Below are 18,866 nucleotides of genomic sequence, written 5' to 3'. Positions count from 1 at the left end.
GATCATGGGGGCATCGCTTCATATTGCCGGACTCGTCAAAGAGTACAAAGCCAACCAGCCTGTGCTCAAGCACATCGACCTGGACGTCGCCGGCGAAGGCCTCACGGCCATCATCGGCCCGTCGGGCACCGGGAAAAGCACGCTGCTGCGCTGCGTGAACCGGCTGATAGAGCCCACCGCGGGCTCCATCGTCCTCGACGACGACGGCAACCGCGTCGATCTGGCCAAGGTACGCGGGTCCGCCTTGCGGCAGGCCCGCCGGCGGATCGGCATGGTCTTCCAGGAATACAACCTGGTCGAGCGCCTTACCGTCATGGAGAACCTGCTCACCGGCCGCCTGGGCTATACGTCCGCATTCAATGCCTGGCGGCGCCGCTTCGAACCCTCCGACATCCAGTATGCGTACGGCCTGCTCGACACCGTCGGGCTGGCCGGTTTCGCCAACCAGCGGGCCGATGCGCTGTCGGGCGGCCAGCGGCAGCGCGTAGGCATTGCGCGCGCACTGATGCAACGGCCCCAGCTTTTGCTGGCCGACGAACCCACTTCCTCGCTCGATCCCAAGACCTCGGTCGAAATCATGGAATTGCTCATCGAGCAGGGAAGCGCTTTCGGCATACCGGTCATCGTCAACATCCACGACGTCGAGCTGGCCAAGCGCTATGCGACGCGCATCGTCGGCATGTCGGGCGGCCACATCGTCTACGACGGCCTGCCCGCCAATCTCGACACCGACGTGCTCAAGCAGATCTACGGGGGCGAATCGTGGCTGGAGTAAGCACCACCGCAATAGACCACAACGCCAAACCGTTCGCGCTGTCCTTCCGCGCCAAGCTGGGCTTGGTGCTGGTGGTGGCGTATGCCGTCTTTGCGGCATCGCAGCTGGGGTTTTCCTGGGACCGTTTCGAAGCCGGACTGGGCCACGGCGCCAGGTTCCTGGGACGCATGTTTCCGCCCAGCATCGAAAGGCTGGACGTGCTCTGGAAGGGCATTGCCGAAAGCCTGGAAATCGCCGTGCTGGCCAGCACGCTGGGCATACTGCTGTCTTTGCCGCTCAGCCTGCTGGGTGCACGCAACCTGATGCCGGTGTGGGCCACCTGGCCCGCGCGTACCGTGATCTCGCTATGCCGATCGCTGCACCCGGTCATCGTCGCCATCATTTTCGTCAAGGCGGTGGGCTTCGGCGCGCTGGCAGGTGTTCTGGCGCTCACCGTGGCGTCCATCGGCTTCATCGGCAAGCTATTCACCGAGTCCATCGAAGAAATCTCCCTCAAGCAGGTCGAGGCCGTGCGCGCCACGGGCGCCTCATTTGCCAACGTGATCATTTTCGCGGTGTTGCCGCAGGTCTTTGCCCGTTTCGTCGGGTTCTCCACCTATCAGCTCGACTCCAACCTGCGCAACTCCACCATGGTGGGCATCGTAGGCGCGGGCGGTATCGGCGGCACCCTGTTCTCCGCCTTCCAGCGCTTCGACTACGATTTCGTCTGCACCATACTCATTTGCATCATCGCCATCATCATGATGGGTGAATTGCTGGCAGGCGTGGTCCGTTCCATTTTGCTCGACAACATGTCGCCCGCCGCGCTGTTCCGGCGCACGAAGAAGCCGGGCGCCACGCCGCGCCCCATCGAGGACGACGCATGACGGCATACGACACCACCTGGCAGCGGTACACGCCCGGCCAACGCCTTTTGCGCTTTGCGCTGTACCTGCTGTTCGTGCTTGCCATCGTGCAGTCGCTGCGCAGCATCGACGTCATTCCTGAATTCCTGTACGACGCGCCCACCCAGATGGCAGACCTGCTGAACCGGATGTGGCCGATATCCTGGGCGAGCTTCCCAGGCGCCATTCAGAAAGCCTTGGTCGAAACCCTGCACATGGCCACGCTGGGCACCATACTGGCCGTGATCATGGCGGTGCCCGTGGGGTTGGCTGCCGCCGGCAACCTTACCCGCAACAAAGCCGTCAACTTTCTCGCCCGCCTCATCCTCGTCTCCAGCCGCTCGATCAATTCGCTCGTCTGGGCACTGCTCTTCATTGCGATATTCGGCCCCGGCCCCCTCGCCGGCACCATGGCCATCGCCTTTCGCTCCATCGGCTTCGTGGGGAAGCTGCTGGGCGAAGCCATCGAAGAAGCGCACCCGGGACCCATCGAGGCCCTGACCGCCACCGGCGCGCGCACCGGCTCCATCATCGGCTACGGCTATTGGCCGCAAATCCGGCCCGCCTTCTGGTCCATCGTGCTGCTGCGCTGGGACATCAATGTCCGCGAATCGGCGGTACTCGGGCTGGTCGGCGCCGGCGGCATCGGCATGGCGCTCAATAGCGCAATGGATCTCTTCCAGTGGGACAAGGTCGCCCTCATTCTGGTGCTCATCTTCGCCATCGTGATCGTGGCGGAAGTCTTCATCACCCGCGCACGCAAGACATTGCTCTGATTTCCGGCTCGTGGCGCACGCGGCATCCGCGCTGTCATGGTCCTGTCATAAAGAAACAGAATGAAACGGGTAAGATGCGTCTGAATCACAGAGGTGCATCCATGCTCGAACGCGAATTGAAACTTCATGTGCCGAACGGCAGCCGTGAAGCCTTGGAAGTGGAATTACTGCGATCGGGAGGAAGCGTCATCCCGCTGCGGGCGCGCTACTTCGACACCGACGACCGCCAACTGGCCCGAGCCGACATCGCGCTGCGGCTTCGTCTGGAAGGCAAGCAATGGGTGCAGACGGTCAAGGCGCCAGGCCCCGACGAGCTCTCTCGCCTGGAGTTCAACCACCCTCGCCCGGGCCCTGAACTTGATCTGTCGGTCTACCGTGGAACGGGCCTCGAAAGCATCCTGCGGGAACTTGGCCCCTCCTTGCGAATGCGATATGAAACGGACGTCAAGCGCATCGCGTTGCGCATGGATACCGGTTCCGGCGTGGTGGAGCTTGCCTGCGACAACGGCTTGATCAAGGCGGACGGCCTGGAGTTGCCGGTGCATGAGCTCGAGCTGGAACAGATTTCGGGCGAAGCGAAGAACATCTTCGTGCTGGGCCAGTACTGGCTGGAAAAATACGGCCTCATCCTGGACTTGCGCAGCAAGGCGGAGCGCGGTGACGCCCTGGCCCGGATCGCAATGGAGCGCAAGGCCGGCAAGCGTCCCGGCACCGGGAAACTGACGGCACCGGAAGCCCGGCAGCTGCTCAAACCCAGGCGCGCCGAGCACCCTCGCCTGGACGGCGCGCCGGCCATGGCCGCCATCTACCGTCAAAGCGCAAGCGAGTGCCTGAGCCAGATCATCCGCAACGCCTGTTTCCTGGCAGGCGTGGACAAGCACGCGGGCGCCTCCGTGCTGACCATCGACTACGTCCATCAATTGCGCGTGGGGATCAGGCGGCTGCGCTCGTGCCGGCGGCTTTTCGGCAAATGGATATCCATTGACGACGGCGCTTGCATCCAGGAGCTGAAGGCCTTTTTCAAGCAGTTGGGCAACGAGCGCGACGGCGATGTCGTGCGCCTGTCCATCACGCCCCGTCTGCTCGAAGCCGGCATGCCCGCCTTGGACCTTCCTTTGACGGCCCGCCGCAGCCGGCGCGGCGCGACGAGCCGGCGCCTGGCCGCCGGCAGCGCCTTCCAGGCATGCCTGCTGGCACTGCTCCAGGAGCTGACAACGGAAGAGGACGAAACCCGGGACGGCGCGCCTTCCGGCAAGCCCGCCCACAAGCTCGCCAGACGCCTGAACAAGTGGCTGGATCGGCTTTGCTCGGATGGCGAGCATTTCCTGACGCTGTCGGCGGAGGCGCAGCATGATCAGCGTAAGAAAGTGAAGCGGCTACGCTATTGCCTGGACTTTACCGCGCCGCTGTTCGCGGAAAAACGCTTCAAGCGCGTGCATGACGCGCTGACGGCGGCCCAGCAGACATTGGGGGATCTGAATGACCTGTATGTGGCCCAGGACTATTACGGTGAACTCGCCGCCGAGCATCCCGCCGCCCTGTTCGCACTGGGCTGGCTCGCCGCCAGTCAGGAACAGTGCCGGATCGAAGCCCAGTCAGCCTTCGTCCGGCTGCACAAGGCCGGTGGATTGAAAGCGGTTTGATGGCGCATCGAGGTGGGGCTTGACCCCAGAAGCATGTGCCTGGGGTCAGACCCCGTACGGGGTCTGACCCCTCAAAAATCGCCCGACGCGGGGTCAGACCCCACAAGAATGTGCACGGGGACAGACCCCGTATGGGGTCTGTCCCCCAAAAATCACCCGACGCGGGGTCAGACCCATTGGGTCTGACCCCTGATCCTAATCGCCCAGCAATGCCGTGGCGAACTCCCGCGCCACGAAGGGCTGGAGGTCGTTCAGCCCTTCTCCGACGCCGATCCAATACACGGGTACGGGCCGCACACCCTGGCTGCCGGCGGCGACGGCCGCCAGCGTGCCGCCTTTGGCGGTGCCGTCGAGCTTGGTGACCACCAGGCCGGTAAGATTGATGGCTGCATCGAAAGCGCGGATTTGGGCGATGGCGTTCTGGCCGGTGTTTCCGTCCACGACCAGCAGGATTTCATGCGGTGCATCGCCGTCGGCCTTGCCGATGACGCGCTTGATTTTCTTGAGTTCTTCCATCAAGTGCAGTTGAGTCGGCAGGCGGCCGGCCGTGTCGACCATGACCACGCCGGCTTCGCGCGCCCGACCCGCATTGACGGCGTCGAAGGCGACCGCGGCGGGATCCCCGCCTTCCTGGGCGATGACGGTTACGTTGTTGCGCGTTCCCCATTCCATCAGTTGCTCGCGTGCGGCGGCCCGGAAGGTGTCTCCCGCCGCCAGCAGGACCTTGGCGCCTTGAGCCTGGAAGTGATTGGCGAGCTTGCCGATCGACGTCGTCTTGCCCGCGCCATTGACGCCGGCAATCATGATGACCAGAGGCGATGCCTTGCCCAGCGGAAACGGCTTCTCCAGAGGCGCGAGATGATCAGCCAGAATGTCGCGCAGCGCCGCCTTCACTTGCGCGGCGTCTTCGAGCCGCTCTTTGCGTACCCGCGCACGAAGGGCTGTCAAGAGCTTCTCGGTGGCCTCCAAGCCGGCGTCCGCCATGATGAGGGCGGTCTCCAGCTCTTCGAACAGCGACTCGTCGACTTTGACCCCGACGAACAGGCCGCCTATGCTCTGGCCCGTCCGGGAAAGACCTTTCTTCAGCCGGGCCAGCCAGGATTGCTTGACGGCCGGCGCGGACGCAGGAGTGACCGGCTGGGCCTCATCGATGGAAGCGGGAACTTCCGGCGCGGGGACAGGCACTTCCACGGGCGTAGCGGACACAGAAACCGGACCCGGCTGCACCGCCGATGGTTCCGGCACGGCGCGCGCCTGGAGCTCCGGCTCGGCAGCTGGCGCCGGCTCGATCGGCAAAGGCTCGGGTGACGGCGGCTCACCGGACGAAGGCTCGGTAGGCAGAGACTCCGAAGAAGGCGGAGCCGGCTGAGGTTGCCGGGAAGGCTCCGGAAGCGGCGGCGTGGAGACGGCGACGGCCTGATCATCTGGCGCCGGCTCTTGGGGGATGCTCTTTTCCGCTTCCGCATCCGGCGCCGCTGGAGACTTCTTTCTTTTAAAAAAACTGAACATACGTTTTACACTACCCGAATATTTGACGAACCAGACGTCCGCGACCACGCATGAAAAAACATGTAGTACGTATTGTAGGCGGTGATTACCGCAAAACTCCCATCCCGGTCATCGATGCGGCGGGATTGCGCCCCACCCCGGACCGGGTGAGGGAAACCCTTTTCAACTGGCTGCATCATTTCTGGGGAGGCGAGTTCTCGGACAAGCGCGTACTGGATCTCTTTGCGGGCACGGGCGCACTGGGCTTCGAGGCCGCTTCGCGCGGCGTGGCCCATGTGCAAATGGTGGAATCGCATCCGCCGGCGATCGCCGCGCTGCGGGCGCTTCGCAATCGCCTGGGTGCGCTGCAGGTCCGGATCCACGCGGGGGATGCGCGGCAAATCCTGGAACGCCTGAACGACACGCCTTTTGATCTGGTCATGCTGGACCCACCCTTTGGACAAGGATGGATAGAGGCATTATGGAGTCGGATTCCATCGGTTCTCAGCCCCGACGGCTTGCTGTATATTGAGTCCGAAGCGTCTTTGGAAGCGCCCGACGGCTTCGAACTGCTGCGCCGGTCCAGGGCGGGACATGTGCACTTTCACCTGTTTCGATTTGCTGCAACGCAAAAAACAGACAATAATCCCATGGATACACCAATAAGCATATAACTCCTGCTTGGCCGGCAACGGCCGGGTAGCGCCATCGTGGCAGAACGAACCCCTACTTGAATAAATCGGAATTTGCATGATTACTGCAGTCTATCCCGGAACATTCGATCCCTTGACCCGCGGCCACGAAGACCTGGTTCGCCGCGCCGCGGGCCTGTTCGACCACGTGGTGGTGGGCGTGGCGCACAGCCAGGCCAAGAAGCCCTTCTTTACCGTCGGGGAACGCGTAGAGATCGCCCAGGAAGTGCTGGGGCATTATCCCAATGTCGAGGTCAAGAGCTTTGCGGGATTGCTGAAAGACTTCGTGCGCGAGCAAAACGGCCGGGTGATCGTCCGGGGCCTCAGAGCGGTGTCCGACTTCGAATATGAATTTCAAATGGCCGGCATGAATCGCCATCTGCTGCCCGAGGTCGAAACCCTGTTCATGACACCCTCCGATCAATACCAATTCATTTCAGGCACCATCGTCCGCGAAATCGCGATCCTGGGCGGCGACGTCAGCAAGTTCGTCTTCCCTTCCGTCGAGCGCTGGCTGCACAGCAAAGCGAAGGCCCGCCGCGAACAAGAGCACACGCAGCAGGGGTAATCGCTCGCTGAACGCTCCTACGCGTTAAACTGGCAAGGCGTCCTGCCAAAAGCGGGGCGCCTTGCCGTTTGCTTTGTTTCATCTTTGCAGGAAAAGACCATGGCTCTGCATATTACCGAGGAATGCATCAACTGCGACGTCTGCGAGCCCCAATGCCCCAACACCGCCATTTACATGGGAGCCGAAATCTACGAAATCGATCCGTCGCGCTGTACAGAGTGCGTAGGACATTTCGATGAGCCTCAATGCCAGGTCGTCTGTCCCGTCGAATGCATCGTCGTGGATCCGGCGCACACCGAGGACCAAACCGCCCTCATGGCAAAATACCGGACGCTTACAGCTCCGGCCACAGAACCCGGCCCGCATCCGGGTGAACCTTGACCAGGCGGCATGGCCGCTCCAGGAAGTTGCTGACCCAGGCAGCAGCGACGTCACCCTCATCCACGACATCCACCCGCTGCTCCCCGACCTGGGCATGGCGTCGAACGCTGTCGTCGTCCTCGATGACATCCAGGGGAATGTCCAGGCGCAGCATGCCAGGCGCGCGCATCACCAGGTAACCCAGGCGCAGGTCCAGCTGAATGTCGGCAAGCTTCTCGCAATGGCTTTGATGCACCCACGCGCCATGCTCGTCAACGATCAGCCAGCGCTTGTCGTAGCCCGCGGCGCGGGAATCGCTTACGGCGCCACAGCAGACAATGGGGAAATACAGCGCGGTCGTCATTTTCCTAGTAGTCCTTTCAAGGCGTCGCCAATACTCTTTACCGGGTCGGGGCGTCGGCTTTCCGGCGCAGCCTCGTTGGCCGGCGCGGCCGGCGGCTGCGGGATACCGATCTTGTTGTCCAGCATCTCGATCAGCCCTTCCTTCACCGCTTCCTTCACGACCTTGCTGCTGATTTCCTTCCATTGAACCTGATAGCCCAGGTCATTGAACGCGCCCGACACCCTCACCGGTACCGTGACATTCTGCAGGTCCTCGAGTTCCTTGCCATCCTGGCCCGTCTTGGTATTGACCACGCGCACATTCAGCAGGACATCCAGCTGATCGTTCACCAGGTCGATGCTCGCAGGCGAACCTTGCGTCACCCTGAGCAACGGGGACTGCACGGAAAGCTTCTTCACTGTTCCCTGGCCCTGCTGAAAATCGATGTCCGCATCCAGCGCGGTGAAGTCCGTCTGACGGGAGGTATCGAAGCGGGTCGCCACCTCGGGCAATTGGCCGCTGAACACGTTGCGCACAACGTCGTTGACCTCGCGCAGCGTTTGCGCCACGTTGATGCCGCGCACCGCGCCATCGCGCACCCGCGCCTGCACCAGCCCCGTCAGCCCCGCCTCGAGCGCCGGCGTCGTCGCGCCCTGGCTGCGCAGCTTGGCGCTCACCGTACCGCGCCCCACGAGCCGGTTTTCCTTCATGGCGTCCTGCAGGAACGGCCCCAGCGCGATGTCGCTCAGGCTGAGGTCCACGCCGATCGCGTTCTGGGCATCGGCGGTCAAGGTGCCGGACAGCTTGCCCTCGTAAAGGTCGGCCTGAATGCCGCTGACCGTCAGCTTTCCTTCGGCGGCCCGCAGCGAGGCGGCAAACTGCTTGGCTTTGAGATCGTGGACCACCAGATCGCCGATATTGATCGTGCCGCTGAGGTTGGCGGATTCCAGTACCGACAAGTCCATGGTTTCAGGGCGCGCGGGCGGCGACGGCGGCTTGGCAGGCGAAGGAGCCGGCGCCTTCGCCTGGGATGCCTGCCCGCCTTCGGAGGACTGGGGCGCGGCATTGGCGGGCGCCGGGATCGGCGGAAACAACGTATTGAAATCCAGCTTGTCGGCCGCCAGGCTGAAGTCGATCCGCGGTTGCGTGAGCTGAGTCGCCTTGACGCGGAAATCCAGCTTGCTGCCGCTTAGAACGGCATTGATTTCGCTGATCAGCTCGTCCTTGTACAAGTCGGCCTGCAGGCTGCCAATGAAAGGAAACTCGAAGCTTCCCCCCGGCAAGGCTTCGTCTTCGATGCGGATATCGCCCTTCATGGCCGACAGGCCGCCTTTTTCCTCGAAGACATCCCAGTTGGCGGGCGAGGTCATTTTCAGTTGAACCAGGCGCTTCTCTTTCTTCAGCCCACCGTCGATCTTGAGCTCCTTCAGGCTGAGCTTGCTGGCGTTGCCGCCGATACCGCTCATGCCCAGGGCAACGCCCAGCGTCTGGTCCTTGCCGGCCAGCTTCACCGTTCCGGTGATGGGCTCGCCTTTCGCCGCTTCCGGCGACACGGAAAGGCTCGGCGCATCGAACGCGATATCGAACGTTTCATTCGGCAGGCTTCCCTTTGCGCGGTAGGCGAGCTTGTCGACGCGCAATTCGGCCTGACTGCGATCGACCTTGAGCTGCGGCACTGTCAGTGTGGTGTCCAGGCCCGTGATGGGCGTCTTGCCGTCGACGTTGCCTTTCATGATGAACTCCAGCGCGCTGGCGCTGAACATCTGCGAATACGCGCTGTACGCCAGATTGCCGCGTACGGTGATCGAACCCTCTTTGAAGGCCCCCACCTTGCCCGTCATCAGAAGATTCAGCTTCTGCGCGGAATAGGCCTTCTGGTCGGGGTTCAGCTTGACCAGCGCCTGAGCTTCGATATTTGCGCTGGCCACCGGAAAGTCCCCCATCAGGTTGCCTTTCAAAGCAACGTCGAACGCCTGGTCGAAGGTCATGCGTCCCGTGTTTACGTCGAGCTTGACGATCCGGGCGGATGACCCCGTGATGTTGTCATACATGTGGATTTCGCCGTTCTTCAAATCGAGGCCCGCGATGTCGATCTGGAAGTCTGTCGCGGCGCCCGGCTTTCCCGACGAAGCCAGCAGGACGCTGCCGATCGCCGACGCTTCGCTGGAAGGCAGGACGTCGGTGGCCGGAACCATGCCCGACAATTCCGTCGCGGCGATTGCCGGCGCGGCCATCGTGGCCAGTACAGGCTGGCGTTCCATCAGGTCGCGAAAGTTGAAATGGCCATTTTCATCACGCTTGACCCAGGCCTTGAATCCCGTGACCGCAACATGATCGACCACCAGCCGATTCGACAGCAGCGGCCAGATCGCCACCGCAAAACGCGCGCTGTCGATGGACGCGAAAGTATCGGTGCTGTCCCGGTTGGACAGCGAAACGTCTTGAACGGAGAGACCGATGCGCGGGAACAGGGACAACTGAAGATCGCCCTTGATAGCCAAAGTCCGTTGATAGCGGTTATAAACGATTTCTTCCAGCTTGCTTTTATAGGCGTTGGGATCAAACGTAAGAAGAAAAATTGCCGCACCCACAAGCGCGACAATAAACAGCACGACGAGACTGATAAGTACCCGTTTCAACCAAACTTTCATTTCCGGCCTCTAAATACCGCGGGAGAGCTCCAGGCGCCAATCAATAGGCAATAGGCGAATACATAGAATGCTAACCTAAGACGCAATGGATATAGAGTCGATCAGCTCGATTTAAAGCGCTTGAGTTTACAAATGGTAAACATTTGATCGGCGCTATGGAATATATATCCAGAAGTAATATAAAAATCCCACAATAGTCTGAACATGGAAAGCCCATGCCGGTACCATGGATCAGCGCTCCACGACACCTCTTTAACCACTTACAAGACGATACATATGAAATTCGAAACGCTCGCCATCCATGCAGGATACCAGCCCGACCCGAATACGAAGGCCGTCGCCGTGCCTATCTACCAGACGACGTCCTACGCCTTCGACAGCACGCAGCACGGCGCGGATCTTTTCGACCTGAAGGTCCCCGGCAATATTTATACCCGCATCATGAATCCTACGAATGCGGTGCTGGAAGAGCGTGTCGCGGCGCTCGAAGGCGGCATTGCCGCCCTGGCCGTGGCGTCTGGCATGGCCGCCATTACCTACGCCATTCAGACCATCGCCCAAGCCGGCGACAACATCGTTTCGGTGGCAAAACTGTACGGTGGCACCTATAACCTGTTTGCGCACACTTTCCCGCGGCAAGGCATCACTGTAAAGTTTGCGCCGCACGACGACGTCGCCGCGCTCGAAGCCCTCATCGACGAAAACACCAAGGCCGTATTCTGCGAGACCATAGGCAATCCCGCCGGCAATATCGTCGACATTCAAGCCATCGCCGATGCGGCTCACCGCCACGGCGTGCCGCTCATCGTCGACAACACCGTGGCGTCGCCCGCGCTGTGCCGCCCGTTCGAGCATGGTGCCGACATTGTCGTGCACGCGCTTACCAAGTACATGGGCGGCCATGGCACGACCATCGCCGGCGCGGTCGTCGACTCTGGCAAGTTTCCCTGGGCCGAGCACAAAAAACGCTTCCCCATGCTGAACGAACCCGATCCCTCCTACCATGGCGTAGTCTATACCGATGCCTTCGGTCCGGCGGCCTTCATCGGCCGATGCCGCGTCGTACCGCTGCGCAATACCGGCGCGGCGCTTTCGCCGTTCAATGCCTTCCTGGTGCTGCAGGGCATCGAAACGCTTTCGCTGCGCATGGAGCGCCACTGCGAAAACGCGATCAAGGTAGCGGAATTCCTACGGAGCCACGACAGCGTGTCATGGGTGCAATATGCCGGCCTGGCCGATCACCCCGAGCACAAGCTGGCGCAAACCTATCTGGGCGGCAGGCCGGCCAGCATCCTGTCTTTCGGCATCAAGGGCGGCAGCGCCGCGGGCGCACGCTTCATCGATGCGCTGCAACTCGTCCTGCGCCTGGTGAACATCGGCGATGCGAAATCCCTGGCCTGCCACCCGGCCTCGACCACGCACCGTCAGCTCAGCCCCGAAGAGCTTGCCGCCGCAGGCGTGGGCGAAGACATGGTCCGCCTGTCGATAGGCCTGGAACATATCGACGACATCCTGGCCGATCTCAGCCAAGCGCTGGAAGCCAGCCAGAAGTAAGGATGGGGGGTCAGGCCCCGAACGCCTGCTTGGGGTCAGACCCCATTCGGGGTCTGACCCCGGCGCCTGAACTGAGGATGAGGGGTCAGACCCCATGCGGGGTCTGACCCCGGAACCTGGGCTGGGATGCTTGGGGTCAGACCCCGTCCGGGGTCTGACCCCTCTGCGCTCCAAGCAGGTTCGTAACGCCGCCAAGCACGCGCTGCAGGCCGGCCTCGCCGTCGGGCGTGGCTTGGTCGACCAGGCTGGGCAGCATGATGCTCAGGTTGCTCAGCACGGCGTCGGCATCCAGGCCGCTGGATTTGGCCAGGTCATTCAGGACATCGCCCCCCAGCACCGAATGCAGTTGGTCCGGCGAAATGGGCTCGTTCCTGCCTTCGCGTATCCACGACGCAACAACGCCGCCCAGCCCCGCTTGCTGGAACTTTTCGATCAGGCCGGGCAAGCCGCCCGGAAAACGGTTCACCTGCTCGATGAGCGCCGGAAGCAAACGGGCCTGCGCGCCCAATTCAGGATTGCGTTCCCCCATGGCGGAAACGATAGAATTCAAAAGTCCCATTTTCTTCTCTCAAATCTCTGCAGCACATCAAAAGTCTAATGGATTTTCCGGGCGCAGACTGCAAAGAACCGTGATCAGTTCAGGTATAGTAGTCTGCGCCAATCGATAACGAGCCCTAATTCACACAGGGGGAGACAACATGCAGATAGGAATTCCACGCGAGAGCCTGGCGGGCGAAACGCGCGTGGCCGCCACTCCGGAGACCGTCAAGAAATACGTCTCCGCGACGCACACCGTCCTCGTCGAACGGGGCGCGGGAGAAGCCGCGTTCTTCCCGGACGAGGCCTACGAGCAGGCCGGTGCGCGGCTTGTAGACGCCGCGCAGGCGCTGCAAAGCGATCTGGTCCTCAAGGTGCGCTCGCCTCAGGCATCCGAGCTGGCCCAGATGAAAAAAGGAACCGTCCTCATCGGCATGCTGGACCCGTTCAATCAAGAAGGCCTCACCGCCCTGGCCGCCGCCGGGCTCACGGCATTCTCTCTTGAAGCCGCACCCCGCATTACCCGCGCTCAAAGCCTGGACGTCCTGTCTTCGCAGGCGAACCTGGCCGGCTATAAAGCGGTGCTGCTGGCCGCGAACCACTATGGTCGCCTCTTTCCCATGATGATGACCGCTGCGGGCACGCTCAAGGCGGCTCGCGCCGTCGTGCTCGGCGCCGGCGTCGCGGGCCTCCAGGCCATCGCCACCGCCAAGCGGTTGGGCGCCGTGGTCGAGGCATCCGACGTGCGTCCCGCCGCCAAGGAACAGATCGAGTCGCTGGGCGCCAAGTTCATCGACGTTCCGTTCGAAACCGACGAAGAGCGCGAAATCGCCGAAGGCACGGGGGGCTATGCACGGCCCATGCCGGCCGCATGGATGGCACGCCAGTCCCTCCTGGTTGCGGAACGCTGCCGCCAGGCCGACATCGTCATCAGCACGGCGCTCATACCAGGGCGCCCCGCCCCCGAGCTCATCAGCGCCGAAACCGTCGCAGGCATGAAGCCGGGCTCCGTCATCGTGGACCTGGCGGTCGAACGCGGCGGCAACTGCCCTCTTTCGGAAAAAGACCGCATCGTGCAGAAGCACGGCGTAACGCTGGTCGGGCTTTCCAATTTGCCCGCCCTGGTCCCGCACGACGCCTCCGCGCTGTATGCCCGCAACATCCTGGATTTCATGAAGCTGGTCGCCGACAGCGACGGACGGCTTGTCATACAGCATGAAGACGAAATCATCGCCGCCTGCCTCGTTTGCATGGACGGCAAGGTCTTAAGGAGCGCCTGATGGAAGCGGTCAGTCCCACCCTCATCAACTTCATCATTTTCGTACTGGCCATCTACGTGGGCTTCCACGTGGTCTGGAACGTGACCCCGGCGCTTCATACGCCGCTCATGGCCGTGACCAACGCCATTTCCGCCATCGTGATCGTTGGCGCCATGCTCGCCGCGGCGCTCACTGAAGGGGGCCTTGCCCGCTACATGGGCGTGTTCGCCGTGGCGCTGGCCGCCGTCAACGTATTCGGCGGCTTCCTCGTAACACGCCGCATGCTCGAAATGTTCAAGAAAAAAGAGAAAAAGTCCGGAGGACAGTCATGATCTCGAACGATCTGGTCACGCTGTTCTACCTGATCGCCTCGGTATGCTTCATCCAGGCGCTCAAGGGTCTTTCCCATCCCACCACTTCGCGCCGCGGCAATGCCTTCGGCATGGTGGGCATGGCCATCGCGGTCCTTACCACGGCCGCGCTGATCGTCAGTCTCGCCAAGCAAGGCTCCGCCGGCATCGGCCTGGGCTGGGTGCTGCTCGGGCTGCTGGTCGGCGGCACGGCCGGCACGCTGATGGCAAAGAAAGTCGAAATGACCAAAATGCCGGAGCTCGTCGCCTTCATGCACAGCATGATCGGCCTGGCAGCCGTTGCCATCGCGGTCGCCGTCGTGGCGGAACCGCATGCCTTCAACATCGCGGCTGCGGGCGCGCCCATTCCCTACGGCAACCGCCTCGAGCTCTTCATCGGCACCTTCGTCGGCGCCATCACCTTCTCGGGCTCCGTCATCGCCTTTGGAAAACTTTCGGGCAAGTACAAGTTCCGGCTGTTCCAAGGCGCGCCCGTGGTGTTTTCGGGCCAGCACATGGTCAATCTGCTGCTGGCGCTGGCCATGCTGGCCTGCGGCTTCTGGTTCATGGCCACCCAGGCCTGGCTGCCTTTCATCATCATGACCGCCATCGCCTTCGTGCTGGGCGTGCTCATCATCATCCCGATCGGCGGCGCCGACATGCCGGTGGTCGTTTCGATGCTCAACAGCTATTCAGGATGGGCCGCCGCCGGCATCGGGTTCTCGCTGAACAACCCCATGCTCATCATCGCCGGTTCACTGGTGGGGTCTTCGGGCGCCATCCTGTCGTACATCATGTGCAAGGCCATGAACCGCTCGTTCTTCAACGTCATACTGGGCGGCTTCGGGGCCGAACCCGGTGCGGTGGCAAGCGGCGGGCAGGTGCAGCGCAACGTGAAATCCGGCAGTCCCGACGACGCCGCCTTCCTGCTCAGCAATGCCGAATCGGTCACCATCGTCCCGGGCTACGGCCTGGCGGTGGCCCGCGCACAGCATGCGCTCAAGGAGCTGGCCGAGAAACTGACCGAAAACGGGGTGACGGTGAAATACGCCATACACCCCGTGGCCGGCCGCATGCCGGGCCACATGAACGTGCTGCTGGCCGAAGCCGAAGTCCCGTACGACCAGGTATTCGAAATGGACGACATCAACAGCGAGTTCTCGCAGACCGACGTCGTCCTGGTCCTGGGTGCCAACGACGTGGTCAACCCTGCGGCCAAGAACGATCCCAAGTCTCCGATCGCCGGCATGCCCATACTCGAAGCCTACAAGGCGCGCAACATCATCGTGAACAAGCGATCGATGGCGGCGGGCTATGCGGGCCTGGACAATGAACTCTTCTACATGGACAAGACCATGATGGTCTTCGGCGATGCCAAGAAGGTCATCGAGGACATGGTCAAGGCCGTGGAATAAGGCGGCTGCTCCCATCGGAAACCGACACCATGACAGATCTTCCATTACTTCGGTGCTTCGTCGACGGTCAATGGGTCGAGACCCACCACCGTTTTCCCAACATCAACCCGGTCAACGGGCAACTGATCGGGCGCGTCTGCGAGGCCGACGCCGCCACGGTCAGCCGCGCTGTCGAAGCCGCCAATCGCGCGGCCCAGGGGCCCTGGAGAACGTTGACCGTCCAGGAGCGGTCGGCTCTGCTGCACCGCATCGCCGACGGCATCGAACAGCGCTTCGAGGACTTCGTCGCGGCCGAAGTCCTGGATACCGGCCGGCCCGTGCATCAGGCCCGCAGCCTGGACGTGGCGCGCGGTATTGCCAACTTCCGCAGCTTTGCGGATTTGATCAAGACCTCGTCCAGCGAACTCTATGAAAGCGCCCTGCCGGACGGCGCCAAGATGCTCAATTACGTGTGCCGCAAGCCGCTGGGCACCATAGGCATCATTTCGCCCTGGAACCTGCCCCTGCTGCTGCTTACCTGGAAGGTGGCGCCGGCGCTGGCCATGGGCAACTGCGTGGTTGCCAAGCCCTCGGAAGAGACCCCGTCTTCGGCCACGCTACTGGCCGAGGTAATCCAGGCCGCGGGGCTTCCCCATGGCGTCTTCAACCTGGTGCACGGCTTCGGGCCAGGGTCGGCGGGCGAACACCTAAGCACCAACCCCCATATAGACGCCATCACCTTCACCGGTGAATCGCGCACCGGCTCCACCATCATGAAGGCTGCCGCCGAAGGGGTGAAGGAAGTCTCTTTCGAACTCGGCGGCAAGAATGCGGCGGTGGTGTTCGCCGATGCCGACTTCGACGCCGCCGTTGCCGGCGTCATGCGTTCCAGCTTCACCAACTCGGGCCAGGTATGCCTGTGCACCGAAAGAGTCTATATAGAGCGCGCCATCTTCGACCGTTTCGTGGAAGAGCTCAAGCGCCGCTGCGAGGCTCTGGTCGTGGGCCGCCCGGAAGATCCGGACGTAGACATGGGCCCGCTGATCTCTCTGGAGCATCGCAGCAAGGTGCTGTCTTACTACCAGCTTGCGCGCGAGGAAGGCGCTGCCATTCTTTGCGGCGGCGACGCCCCGGTGTTCGGCGACGAACGCGATCAGGGCGCCTACGTACAGCCCACCATCATGGCCGGCCTTCCCGACACCGCACGCTGCATGCGCGAGGAAATCTTCGGTCCGGTCTGCCATGTCGCGCCTTTCGACACTGAAGAAGAAGTCGTGGCCCGCGTGAACGACAGCGCCTACGGCCTGGCCGCAAGCATCTGGACGACACAGCTCGGCCGCGCCCACCGGGTGGCAAGCCAGATCCATACAGGCATCGTATGGGTCAACGCCTGGTTCGCGCGAGACCTGCGCACGCCGTTCGGCGGCACGAAGATGTCGGGCATCGGACGCGAAGGCGGCCGATACTCGCTGGACTTCTACTCTGAAATCAGCACGGTCAGCATCAGGATCTGAGTTCCAATGAATAATCTTCCCACCCAGGCCCGCACCGTAAGCGGCAAAGCCAAGCCGCGCGGGCGTTTCCCGCATATCAAGCGTGCGGGCGACTTCCTTTACATATCGGGAACCAGCTCGCGCTTGCCCGACAACACCATTGCCGGCGCCGAGGTCGATGCCATGGGCACCGCCACGCTCGACATTCGCACACAGACACGAGCCGTCATTGAAAACATACGCGACATCCTTGCCAGCGAAGGCGCCGGCCTGGAACACCTGGTCGAAATTTCCGCCTTTCTGGTCAGCATGAATGATTTCGGTGGCTACAACGAAGTTTATGCCGAGTTCTTCTCTGAAGAGGGGCCCACGCGCACCACGGTCGCAGTGCACCAGTTGCCCCATCCCCACCTGCTGATCGAAATCAAGGCCGTCGCCTACTTTCCGCCCAGGCCCTAGGGCCTGGCAACGCCACGGAGAACCCCATGCTCACTTACGGGAAGCCCTTCAATTTCCAGCGCTGGATCGACGACCACGCCGATCGCCTCAAGCCCCCGGTCGGCAATCAACAAGTCTGGCAGGACAGCGATTTCATCGTCACCGTAGTCGGCGGCCCCAACCAGCGCACCGACTACCACGACGATCCGCTGGAAGAGTTTTTCCATCAAATGAAGGGCAATGCCTACCTGAACCTCTGGGTGGACGGCAAACGCGAACGCGTCGACCTCAAGGAAGGCGATGTTTTCCTGTTGCCACCCCATGTCCGCCACTCGCCCCAAAGGCCCGAGGCGGGCAGCGTCTGCCTGGTCATAGAACGCCAGCGCCCGGAAGGCCTGAAGGACGGCTTCGAATGGTATTGCGAGGCGGACGGCGGCTGCGGCGGGCTTGTCTACCGCGTCGAGACCCAACTGCAGAGCATCGTAAAAGACTTGCCCATACTGTTCAATGCATTCTACGAATCCGAAGAAAAACGGCGTTGTCCGCACTGCGGCACGCGGCATCCAGGGAAGGTGGCCTGATATGAGAAAGATCGACATGCATGCTCATTTCCTGCCCCCTATTTCGCGGCAGGAGGCCGCCGGCCTGGACCCTGACCAGGCGCCCTGGCTGGCCATCGACGAAGATGGCGAAACGGGGCAGATCATGAAAGGCAGCCAGCCTTTCCGTCCAGTCTACCGCGCACTATGGGATTCCGGCATGCGTCTTCAGGAAATGGACAAGCATGGCGTGGACGTCCAGATCATTTCTGCAACGCCCATCATGTTCGGCTACGAATTTCCCGCCGAACGCGCAGCGCCCTGGGCCCGGCGCATGAACGACCTGGCCCTCGAACATTGCGCGGCGAATCCGAACCGGCTCAAGGCGCTTGCCCAGGTTCCGCTGCAGGATCTGGACCTGGCCTGTCGGGAAGCCACACGGGCGCGCGACAACGGGCACGTCGGCATACAGATCGGCAATCATCTCGGTCCCAGGGACCTGGACGACGAGCACCTGGTTCAATTCCTGACCCACTGCGCGCACGAAGGCATACCCATCCTGGCTCACCCCTGGGACATGATGACCGACGGCCGCATGAAGAAATGGATGCTGCCCTGGCTCGTCGCCATGCCCGCCGAGACGCAGCTGGGTATCTTGTCGCTCATTCTTTCGGGCGCCTTCGAGCGCATTCCACCATCCCTGAAACTATGCTTCGCCCATGGCGGGGGCAGCTTTGCCTTCCTGCTGGGCCGTGTCGACAATGCCTGGCGCTGCCGCGACATCGTCAGACAGGACTGTCCGAACCTTCCCTCCAGCTATGTCAAGCGCTTCTATGTGGACAGCGCGGTATTCGATCAAGGCGCATTGCGCCTGCTTGCAGAAGTCATGGGCAGCGACCGCATCATGCTCGGCTCCGACTACCCGTTTCCCCTGGGTGAGCAATCGATAGGCAAGCTGGTGAACGAGAACCCATGGCTTTCCGAAGACGACAAGCGGCGGATCAATCACGGCAATGCGGCGGACTTCTTCGGCCTGAGCGACTCATCCGGGCTGTCATAGAAAAGAAACGGCAAACAGAGTAGACTTACCAAGCTTTTACTTCAGTCATTTTGTTACAGAAC

At 62.1% G+C, this 18,866-nt stretch carries 19 protein-coding genes; 15 read left to right on the top strand and 4 right to left on the bottom strand.

What is annotated here, in order from left to right:
* Positions 1-4 precede the first annotated feature (4 nt).
* From phnC to ACSBPU_RS04645, 4 genes are all read left to right on the top strand, one after another.
* On the top strand, positions 5-775 hold the full coding sequence (gene phnC / locus ACSBPU_RS04660) for a phosphonate ABC transporter ATP-binding protein (RefSeq protein WP_442596028.1): 771 nt from the start codon (positions 5-7) through the stop codon (positions 773-775).
* Entirely contained in the window at positions 763-1,641 is an 879-nt protein-coding gene (phnE, locus tag ACSBPU_RS04655) for a phosphonate ABC transporter, permease protein PhnE (RefSeq protein ID WP_442596026.1), read from the top strand. Before phnC ends, phnE (ACSBPU_RS04655) begins: the two co-directional genes overlap by 13 nt.
* Positions 1,638-2,435 (top strand): phosphonate ABC transporter, permease protein PhnE, encoded by a 798-nt coding sequence (phnE, locus tag ACSBPU_RS04650; RefSeq protein ID WP_442596024.1) that lies wholly within the window; start codon positions 1,638-1,640, stop codon positions 2,433-2,435. The genes phnE (ACSBPU_RS04655) and phnE (ACSBPU_RS04650) overlap by 4 nt, the downstream gene beginning before the upstream one ends.
* A 101-nt stretch (positions 2,436-2,536) precedes the next feature.
* A complete protein-coding gene (locus ACSBPU_RS04645) occupies positions 2,537-4,078 on the top strand; it encodes a CYTH and CHAD domain-containing protein (protein ID WP_442596022.1) in 1,542 nt (513 codons plus the stop codon).
* 195 nt (positions 4,079-4,273) lie between these two features.
* Here the strand turns inward: ACSBPU_RS04645 and ftsY are convergent, their stop codons facing one another.
* The gene (gene ftsY, locus ACSBPU_RS04640; RefSeq protein ID WP_442596020.1) at positions 4,274-5,587 is read right to left on the bottom strand and encodes a signal recognition particle-docking protein FtsY; all 1,314 of its coding nucleotides are present in this window, start codon (positions 5,585-5,587) and stop codon (positions 4,274-4,276) included.
* 50 nt (positions 5,588-5,637) lie between these two features.
* Between ftsY and ACSBPU_RS04635 the strand changes: the two genes are divergently transcribed.
* From ACSBPU_RS04635 to ACSBPU_RS04625, 3 genes are all read left to right on the top strand, one after another.
* Positions 5,638-6,240 (top strand): RsmD family RNA methyltransferase, encoded by a 603-nt coding sequence (locus tag ACSBPU_RS04635; protein WP_442596018.1) that lies wholly within the window; start codon positions 5,638-5,640, stop codon positions 6,238-6,240.
* Between the two features lie 76 nt (positions 6,241-6,316).
* A complete protein-coding gene (gene coaD / locus ACSBPU_RS04630) occupies positions 6,317-6,826 on the top strand; it encodes a pantetheine-phosphate adenylyltransferase (protein WP_442596016.1) in 510 nt (169 codons plus the stop codon).
* A gap of 99 nt (positions 6,827-6,925) precedes the next feature.
* Positions 6,926-7,207, top strand: coding sequence for a YfhL family 4Fe-4S dicluster ferredoxin (locus tag ACSBPU_RS04625; RefSeq protein WP_442596014.1), 282 nt, complete (start codon positions 6,926-6,928; stop codon positions 7,205-7,207).
* Here the strand turns inward: ACSBPU_RS04625 and ACSBPU_RS04620 are convergent.
* Positions 7,161-7,550 (bottom strand): MOSC N-terminal beta barrel domain-containing protein, encoded by a 390-nt coding sequence (locus tag ACSBPU_RS04620; RefSeq protein WP_442596012.1) that lies wholly within the window; start codon positions 7,548-7,550, stop codon positions 7,161-7,163. The two genes, ACSBPU_RS04625 and ACSBPU_RS04620, sit on opposite strands and share 47 nt — an antisense overlap.
* Positions 7,547-10,180, bottom strand: a complete 2,634-nt coding sequence (locus ACSBPU_RS04615) for an AsmA family protein (protein WP_442596010.1) — start codon at positions 10,178-10,180, stop codon at positions 7,547-7,549. The genes ACSBPU_RS04620 and ACSBPU_RS04615 overlap by 4 nt, the downstream gene beginning before the upstream one ends.
* A gap of 276 nt (positions 10,181-10,456) precedes the next feature.
* Here ACSBPU_RS04615 and ACSBPU_RS04610 point away from each other — a divergent pair, with 276 nt between their 5' ends.
* Positions 10,457-11,734: a bifunctional O-acetylhomoserine aminocarboxypropyltransferase/cysteine synthase gene (locus ACSBPU_RS04610; RefSeq protein ID WP_442596008.1), complete on the top strand. Its 1,278-nt coding sequence runs from the start codon at positions 10,457-10,459 to the stop codon at positions 11,732-11,734.
* A gap of 136 nt (positions 11,735-11,870) precedes the next feature.
* On the opposite strand, the gene ACSBPU_RS04605 is transcribed toward ACSBPU_RS04610, so the two are convergent.
* The gene (locus tag ACSBPU_RS04605) at positions 11,871-12,293 is read right to left on the bottom strand and encodes a YidB family protein (RefSeq protein WP_442596006.1); all 423 of its coding nucleotides are present in this window, start codon (positions 12,291-12,293) and stop codon (positions 11,871-11,873) included.
* 139 nt (positions 12,294-12,432) lie between these two features.
* Here ACSBPU_RS04605 and ACSBPU_RS04600 point away from each other — a divergent pair, with 139 nt between their 5' ends.
* The 7 genes from ACSBPU_RS04600 to ACSBPU_RS04570 are packed head-to-tail and all read left to right on the top strand — an operon-like array spanning position 12,433 to position 18,804.
* A complete protein-coding gene (locus ACSBPU_RS04600; protein ID WP_180065551.1) occupies positions 12,433-13,551 on the top strand; it encodes a Re/Si-specific NAD(P)(+) transhydrogenase subunit alpha in 1,119 nt (372 codons plus the stop codon).
* On the top strand, positions 13,551-13,862 hold the full coding sequence (locus ACSBPU_RS04595; protein WP_180065553.1) for a proton-translocating transhydrogenase family protein: 312 nt from the start codon (positions 13,551-13,553) through the stop codon (positions 13,860-13,862). Before ACSBPU_RS04600 ends, ACSBPU_RS04595 begins: the two co-directional genes overlap by 1 nt.
* Complete coding sequence (locus ACSBPU_RS04590; RefSeq protein ID WP_442596003.1) at positions 13,859-15,295, top strand: NAD(P)(+) transhydrogenase (Re/Si-specific) subunit beta; 1,437 nt, start codon at positions 13,859-13,861, stop codon at positions 15,293-15,295. The genes ACSBPU_RS04595 and ACSBPU_RS04590 overlap by 4 nt, the downstream gene beginning before the upstream one ends.
* A 29-nt stretch (positions 15,296-15,324) precedes the next feature.
* Complete coding sequence (locus tag ACSBPU_RS04585; protein ID WP_442596001.1) at positions 15,325-16,788, top strand: 2-hydroxymuconic semialdehyde dehydrogenase; 1,464 nt, start codon at positions 15,325-15,327, stop codon at positions 16,786-16,788.
* A gap of 6 nt (positions 16,789-16,794) precedes the next feature.
* The gene (locus ACSBPU_RS04580) at positions 16,795-17,226 is read left to right on the top strand and encodes a RidA family protein (RefSeq protein WP_442595999.1); all 432 of its coding nucleotides are present in this window, start codon (positions 16,795-16,797) and stop codon (positions 17,224-17,226) included.
* Positions 17,227-17,252: 26 nt separating this feature from the next.
* Positions 17,253-17,786 carry a 3-hydroxyanthranilate 3,4-dioxygenase gene (locus ACSBPU_RS04575; protein ID WP_442595997.1) on the top strand — a complete coding sequence of 178 codons (534 nt, stop codon included), beginning with the start codon at positions 17,253-17,255 and terminating at the stop codon, positions 17,784-17,786.
* A 1-nt stretch (position 17,787) separates the two neighbouring features.
* Entirely contained in the window at positions 17,788-18,804 is a 1,017-nt protein-coding gene (locus ACSBPU_RS04570; protein ID WP_442595995.1) for an amidohydrolase family protein, read from the top strand.
* Positions 18,805-18,866 lie beyond the last annotated feature (62 nt).

This window comes from Parapusillimonas sp. JC17 (genome assembly GCF_052180245.1).
In the GTDB taxonomy this organism is placed as follows: domain Bacteria; phylum Pseudomonadota; class Gammaproteobacteria; order Burkholderiales; family Burkholderiaceae_B; genus Parapusillimonas.
The sequence above is the reverse complement of the archived record's forward strand: the minus strand, read 5'-3'. Positions and strand labels throughout refer to the sequence as shown.

Excerpts from the sequence above, each read along its gene's own strand:
- ACSBPU_RS04570 (WP_442595995.1), top strand. The coding sequence starts at position 17,788 with ATGAGAAAGATCGACATGCATGCTCATTTCCTGCCCCCTATTTCGCGG.
- coaD (WP_442596016.1), top strand. The coding sequence starts at position 6,317 with ATGATTACTGCAGTCTATCCCGGAACATTCGATCCCTTGACCCGCGGC.
- ACSBPU_RS04615 (WP_442596010.1), bottom strand. The coding sequence starts at position 10,180 with ATGAAAGTTTGGTTGAAACGGGTACTTATCAGTCTCGTCGTGCTGTTT.
- phnE (WP_442596024.1), top strand. The coding sequence starts at position 1,638 with ATGACGGCATACGACACCACCTGGCAGCGGTACACGCCCGGCCAACGC.
- ACSBPU_RS04590 (WP_442596003.1), top strand. The coding sequence starts at position 13,859 with ATGATCTCGAACGATCTGGTCACGCTGTTCTACCTGATCGCCTCGGTA.
- ACSBPU_RS04645 (WP_442596022.1), top strand. The coding sequence starts at position 2,537 with ATGCTCGAACGCGAATTGAAACTTCATGTGCCGAACGGCAGCCGTGAA.
- ACSBPU_RS04595 (WP_180065553.1), top strand. The coding sequence starts at position 13,551 with ATGGAAGCGGTCAGTCCCACCCTCATCAACTTCATCATTTTCGTACTG.
- ACSBPU_RS04575 (WP_442595997.1), top strand. The coding sequence starts at position 17,253 with ATGCTCACTTACGGGAAGCCCTTCAATTTCCAGCGCTGGATCGACGAC.
- ACSBPU_RS04605 (WP_442596006.1), bottom strand. The coding sequence starts at position 12,293 with ATGGGACTTTTGAATTCTATCGTTTCCGCCATGGGGGAACGCAATCCT.
- ACSBPU_RS04585 (WP_442596001.1), top strand. The coding sequence starts at position 15,325 with ATGACAGATCTTCCATTACTTCGGTGCTTCGTCGACGGTCAATGGGTC.
- ACSBPU_RS04610 (WP_442596008.1), top strand. The coding sequence starts at position 10,457 with ATGAAATTCGAAACGCTCGCCATCCATGCAGGATACCAGCCCGACCCG.
- ACSBPU_RS04635 (WP_442596018.1), top strand. The coding sequence starts at position 5,638 with ATGAAAAAACATGTAGTACGTATTGTAGGCGGTGATTACCGCAAAACT.
- ACSBPU_RS04625 (WP_442596014.1), top strand. The coding sequence starts at position 6,926 with ATGGCTCTGCATATTACCGAGGAATGCATCAACTGCGACGTCTGCGAG.
- phnC (WP_442596028.1), top strand. The coding sequence starts at position 5 with ATGGGGGCATCGCTTCATATTGCCGGACTCGTCAAAGAGTACAAAGCC.
- ACSBPU_RS04580 (WP_442595999.1), top strand. The coding sequence starts at position 16,795 with ATGAATAATCTTCCCACCCAGGCCCGCACCGTAAGCGGCAAAGCCAAG.
- ACSBPU_RS04620 (WP_442596012.1), bottom strand. The coding sequence starts at position 7,550 with ATGACGACCGCGCTGTATTTCCCCATTGTCTGCTGTGGCGCCGTAAGC.
- ACSBPU_RS04600 (WP_180065551.1), top strand. The coding sequence starts at position 12,433 with ATGCAGATAGGAATTCCACGCGAGAGCCTGGCGGGCGAAACGCGCGTG.
- ftsY (WP_442596020.1), bottom strand. The coding sequence starts at position 5,587 with ATGTTCAGTTTTTTTAAAAGAAAGAAGTCTCCAGCGGCGCCGGATGCG.